Consider the following 4,527-nt stretch of genomic DNA (forward strand, 5'->3'; position numbering starts at 1 on the left):
TATAAGAACTCGACCAAGATAAAAAGAGTTCGTCAACAAGTCTTTATTCCTAGTTGTTGAGCTGAAACAGTCTATCCCCAGACTGTTTCACTCCCACCCCCGCACAGTTGATTAGGTCAGATTTGGAGTGTAAAACACGAACAAATCTGCCAATCAACTACTGCGCTGAGATGTTGACACTAACGTTGAGAAGCGGTGCTGGGCTTTTTGTCCAGCCTCTTTCAACTCATTTATTCATCAACGGCAAAGACCAAGACCATGATTTGTATGAGGGTAAAGCCAAAGATGAAGGGGAAGGTATCCCAACTTATTGCAGAAATCATGCTAGTAAATACTGTTACTGGGCGCGTGAAAATATCCCAAGAGCGAATGTTAGCATAGCGACCGATATAAATAGCGTAGCTGGCAAAGAGGGAAAGACTACCAATAATCAGCAAACGCAAGCCATAGAATTTGATATTGTAGCTTTTGAAAATAGCTTCTAAACTTTCCACGCCAGCCATAATTCCAAAGAGAATAGCTGGGACATAGAGCATAAAGAGGAGTAAGCTGTTGCTTTCCCAGAGGGCTGTGCTGGTAAATTGGAGATTGACCAGTTCGGTCAAAATGTAGAAGGTATTCGGATAGAAGAAGAGCCAAAATGGTGTGATCAAGAGCTTGCTGGCAGTATGATTATTTTGGCGAACCAAAATAGCAAAGTCCAAGGCCAACAAGGCCCAGAGCATATTCCACATCAGGCCGGTATTTTGAACGTCATTTAAGAGCATTCCGACGCAAATAATAACAAAAAACAAATGTATCAAGAGATTTTTAGGTGAAAACATAGACAACCCCATTCTTTTTCATAACTTCTTCTAGTATAACATATCTCAGAAGGTTTATGGCTGGGAAGTCGCTTTGTTTTTGCACAAAAATATGATAGAATGGGAACATTAGCAAGAAAACTGGAATTGTAGACGCTATTCGACATCTTACCAGAAAGGAGTTTATCATGTCTTTTATCTCAACAATTATCGATGACCACTTAGCAGATATTTCTGGCTCCCTGTCTTATTTTGATCGGGAGGGAAATGTTCATGGCGTTACGCACGGGAGCAAGACCTCCTATCCATCCTTTGAGGATTACTATCTGGCTATGGGGGCGCATATTAGTAGCGAAGTACAAAGTAAATATACCAGAAAATTAAGGTTTTGGGCCTTTTGGGAGGCCATATAAAGCCCTTCGCTTCTTCTTTCTCTATTCATCGGTCTTATTTCCTTGGTTCTTTTTTTCATCACAAAGGGAGAGGGATGGCCTGAGGGGCTTGTCACTATTGCTGGTATTTTAGGTATGGGGCCCTTTTTTGGCTTTCTCTTTTATAATTGGTTTTTCAAAACTTGGGCGACAACAAATTTTGAAAATGCTTATTATAGAGAACTAGCTACGAAACAGTCAACGATTTACACAAAGAAAGTCAAGCGTGAAAAAAATTGGCCATTTATCATCGCTGTTGTTGGGCTACTAGCCTTGGGATACTTTGATAGCTGGACTACTTCAGTAAAGCTATTACTAATGGGGCTGATTCCATTATTATTTAGTATGATTGAGGGGGTCATCCTGATAGCACTTATAAAACTCTTTACTACCCTATTCCCAAAAAAGAAAAAAGAGACTTCTGATGATTTGCAACGTCTATCTCCAGAACTTGATGTGGAGTTAAGGAAGCGTCTCAAGATGCTCTATTTGGATTTTCAAAAAGGGAACTACTCAGATGCCTACAAACGATTTGACACTTCTCAGAAAAGTTGGGAAGAGTTTCACCAAGAGATTCAATATTTCCTTAATGACCAAGAACTGACTGCCTTCCATACCATTCCCTTTGAGGAGACGGAAATTTCAATTTTAGGGAACTATATACCAGTTTACACTAGATACAATATATAGTATTCAAGATTATCAAAAAAGGCGACTTCTAAACGAAAATCGTCTTTTAATAATGTCTAAATTCTTCAGGATGTTCGCTCATATATTCTGCCAACCACTCCATACCATAGGCAATTTCAAAGACTTCCAATATCAGTGAAATGTCTGGTTGAAAACCGTATTCTTTGAGCTTTTGAATAACATCTTTTATGGAACGGATTTTAACCAGCTTAATAATGTCCCCAGCATCCTGCCTGTCTCTATCTCGTCCGCTTTCTAGTTTCATTCCGAGAATGTAAGAAAGTGGAGGAACAAGGACAGTCAGGTTTGAATAGCTATATGCCTTCTCACAGATAGAGCGTGGCGGTATTCTATTCATATTAGCAACGTTATTATTCAACCACAGTTCTTCAGGCTCGTTCACTCCGAAATAATTACCAACTTTCTCAATAATACTTTTGATTTTAGCATCTTCTTGATAAAAGGCATCGACATCCTGTGTTCCTCGAAGATTATAGTACTCTAGGACAAAACCACCAACACAAATGATTTCAAGGTCTATGTTTTCCTTGCATAATTCTGTATTTAGAGCTTCAAATAAAACTTTCTTATCCATAGTTCCCCTCTCTAAACAGCTTCAGAATATCTTTTGGTTGGCTCTTACGATTGGCTTGTAAGACGTGTTCCCTTGTATGTGTACCGTCTGTTAAGGCATCTTGAAGGGTTATCTTTTGAAAAGGTGTCAGGGTAGGATTTTTTAACAACTGCTTAACATCATCGGTGGTTAACTTTGTACCGTCATCTTGAATAACCTTATAGAGATAGCGAAACCATAAATCACCATCACTTCCAGCGTGTTCGCTGGCTCTTACCATGTAATCATACCAAGTTGTCATTACTGTTCCCCTTTATTTTCTCTAGGATTATAGTGCATTGCTATCCAAAGTTTCTTATCAAAATCAGATAGTTCTTTTTCCTTTGGATAAACGCAGTCATTCAAATCAGGGAATTTGAGACGATACTTTTTCTCAAAAAAGTTTTGAAACTCCTCTTTATTCTCTGCGACATCAATCAAGGCTTCCAGCTCTGCCATGTGTTTAGCGATTGCTTTTCTATCTACTTTTTTGAGGCTTTCTTTCAACGCATCGTAAACACAAGTCTTTGTTAGTTGAGCGTAAAAAGAACGATGGTTAGTAACAAAATCAAAACTGTACTTCTTGTTCCAGAATTTCGTATACTTGTCATAAAATTTATCAGAAAGACTAACCTGATACCCAATTAGTTTACTATCAACTTTTCGAGAAATAGACCTTTCCAATTCAAAATGTAAATCATTTAGTGTATTAGTAGCCATAAATCAGCTCCCTATATTTAGTACGGACACAGGCATTTGAAAGTAAGAGATTAAAACGCTGACTATCCGAATAATCACGAGTATTATAACGAAAAACAAATTCATCTACATAGTCTTGAAGATATTTCTTAGACCATGAATGATAAATTCCTAAAACGCCACGTTTCAATCCAGCCCAAAAGCCTTCAATCGTGTTAGTATAAACATCACCTTGTACATATTCACGAGCACCGTGATTTACAAAGTTATGTTGATACATTTTAGCCACTTTATTATAACCCAGCCATTCGTCTGTGTAAAGTTGAGCAGTCTCTTTGACATATTTGACGATTTGCTCGGTCAATGTTTTTGTCTTTGTATCTGGCACATGATGAGCATTGACTTTTCCTTTGCGTTGTACCATACCTACTACAGCAGATTTATCTTTCAATGAACGCCCTTGAGCATTTTTGACCTTCTTAGAGTTATGACGATTCTTATTTTTACCGCCAATATAGGTTTCATCAACTTCTACGACATCATCAAGACTATTGCCGTTTTCAGTACCAAAGCATTTGCGAATACGTTCCAGCATAAACCAAGCTGTCTTTTGCGTAACGCCAATATCTTTTGACAGTTGCACCGAAGAAATCCCTTTTTTATGGGAAGTTACAAGCCAAATTGCCATAAACCATTTACGCAATTCAATCTTAGTATTATCAAAAAGAGTGCCAGTTTTGACATTGAAGTATTTGCCAGTATTTTTACAACGGTACTTGTTCCCTTTGCACTTATAAACCTTTGAAGTAGTATCAAAAGGGCTGATAATTACATCGCCCCAAATCATATTTTCCAAATGGTCTATACATGACTGTTCGTCAGGAAAAGCAGATTGTAAATCGAATAATGACTTAAACTCAAATTTCATAACTGGTACTCCTCACTTCTTGATTACATTATACCGAAAGAACGAGCGTCTGTCAATAAAAATGTAAACTTCTACTATACAGAATGCAAAAATTTTGATATAATAGAAGTATCAAAACATAAAGGAAATTGAGTATTATGAACGCAATCACAGCTCACAGCTCACAGCTCACAGCTCACAGCTCACAGCTCACAGCTCACAGCTCACAGCTCACAGCTCACAGCTCACAGCTCACAGCTCACAGCTCACAGCTCACAGCTCACAGCTCACAGCTCACAGCTCACAGCTCACAGCTCACAGCTCACAGCTCACAGCTCACAGCTCACAGCTCACAGCTCACAGCTCACAGCTCACAGCTCACAG

General features: G+C 38.5%; 7 protein-coding genes. 2 read left to right on the forward strand and 5 right to left on the reverse strand.

The annotated features are described in order from the left end of the window. Positions 1 to 230 precede the first annotated feature (230 nt). Entirely contained in the window at positions 231 to 767 is a 537-nt protein-coding gene (locus NOL38_RS00005) for a DUF1361 domain-containing protein (protein ID WP_277941026.1), read from the reverse strand. Between the two features lie 224 nt (positions 768 to 991). On the opposite strand from NOL38_RS00005, the gene NOL38_RS00010 reads away from it, so the two are divergent. Both NOL38_RS00010 and NOL38_RS00015 read left to right on the forward strand, forming a co-directional pair. Beyond that, entirely contained in the window at positions 992 to 1,216 is a 225-nt protein-coding gene (locus NOL38_RS00010; protein WP_277941027.1) for a hypothetical protein, read from the forward strand. A gap of 114 nt (positions 1,217 to 1,330) precedes the next feature. Continuing rightward, the gene (locus NOL38_RS00015; RefSeq protein WP_277941028.1) at positions 1,331 to 1,924 is read left to right on the forward strand and encodes a hypothetical protein; all 594 of its coding nucleotides are present in this window, start codon (positions 1,331 to 1,333) and stop codon (positions 1,922 to 1,924) included. A gap of 46 nt (positions 1,925 to 1,970) precedes the next feature. Here the strand turns inward: NOL38_RS00015 and NOL38_RS00020 are convergent, their stop codons facing one another. Genes NOL38_RS00020 through NOL38_RS00035 form a run of 4 tightly spaced genes read right to left on the reverse strand, consistent with a single transcriptional unit; the run spans position 1,971 to position 4,164 of the window. Then, entirely contained in the window at positions 1,971 to 2,519 is a 549-nt protein-coding gene (locus NOL38_RS00020) for a DUF6036 family nucleotidyltransferase (protein ID WP_277941029.1), read from the reverse strand. Then, positions 2,512 to 2,799 (reverse strand): hypothetical protein, encoded by a 288-nt coding sequence (locus tag NOL38_RS00025; protein ID WP_277941030.1) that lies wholly within the window; start codon positions 2,797 to 2,799, stop codon positions 2,512 to 2,514. Before NOL38_RS00025 ends, NOL38_RS00020 begins: the two co-directional genes overlap by 8 nt. Further along, positions 2,799 to 3,257, reverse strand: coding sequence for a hypothetical protein (locus NOL38_RS00030; RefSeq protein WP_172039967.1), 459 nt, complete (start codon positions 3,255 to 3,257; stop codon positions 2,799 to 2,801). The genes NOL38_RS00025 and NOL38_RS00030 overlap by 1 nt, the downstream gene beginning before the upstream one ends. Then, on the reverse strand, positions 3,247 to 4,164 hold the full coding sequence (locus NOL38_RS00035; protein WP_277941031.1) for an IS1595 family transposase: 918 nt from the start codon (positions 4,162 to 4,164) through the stop codon (positions 3,247 to 3,249). The genes NOL38_RS00030 and NOL38_RS00035 overlap by 11 nt, the downstream gene beginning before the upstream one ends. Between the last annotated feature and the right edge of the window lie 363 nt (positions 4,165 to 4,527).

Source organism: Streptococcus suis, assembly GCF_029616525.1.
Classification (GTDB): Bacteria; Bacillota; Bacilli; order Lactobacillales; family Streptococcaceae; genus Streptococcus; species Streptococcus suis_AF.

Coding starts and splice junctions, on each gene's coding strand:
- NOL38_RS00010 (WP_277941027.1), top strand. CDS start 992: ATGTCTTTTATCTCAACAATTATCGATGACCACTTAGCAGATATTTCT.
- NOL38_RS00020 (WP_277941029.1), bottom strand. CDS start 2,519: ATGGATAAGAAAGTTTTATTTGAAGCTCTAAATACAGAATTATGCAAG.
- NOL38_RS00035 (WP_277941031.1), bottom strand. CDS start 4,164: ATGAAATTTGAGTTTAAGTCATTATTCGATTTACAATCTGCTTTTCCT.
- NOL38_RS00030 (WP_172039967.1), bottom strand. CDS start 3,257: ATGGCTACTAATACACTAAATGATTTACATTTTGAATTGGAAAGGTCT.
- NOL38_RS00015 (WP_277941028.1), top strand. CDS start 1,331: ATGGGGCCCTTTTTTGGCTTTCTCTTTTATAATTGGTTTTTCAAAACT.
- NOL38_RS00005 (WP_277941026.1), bottom strand. CDS start 767: ATGCTCTTAAATGACGTTCAAAATACCGGCCTGATGTGGAATATGCTC.
- NOL38_RS00025 (WP_277941030.1), bottom strand. CDS start 2,799: ATGACAACTTGGTATGATTACATGGTAAGAGCCAGCGAACACGCTGGA.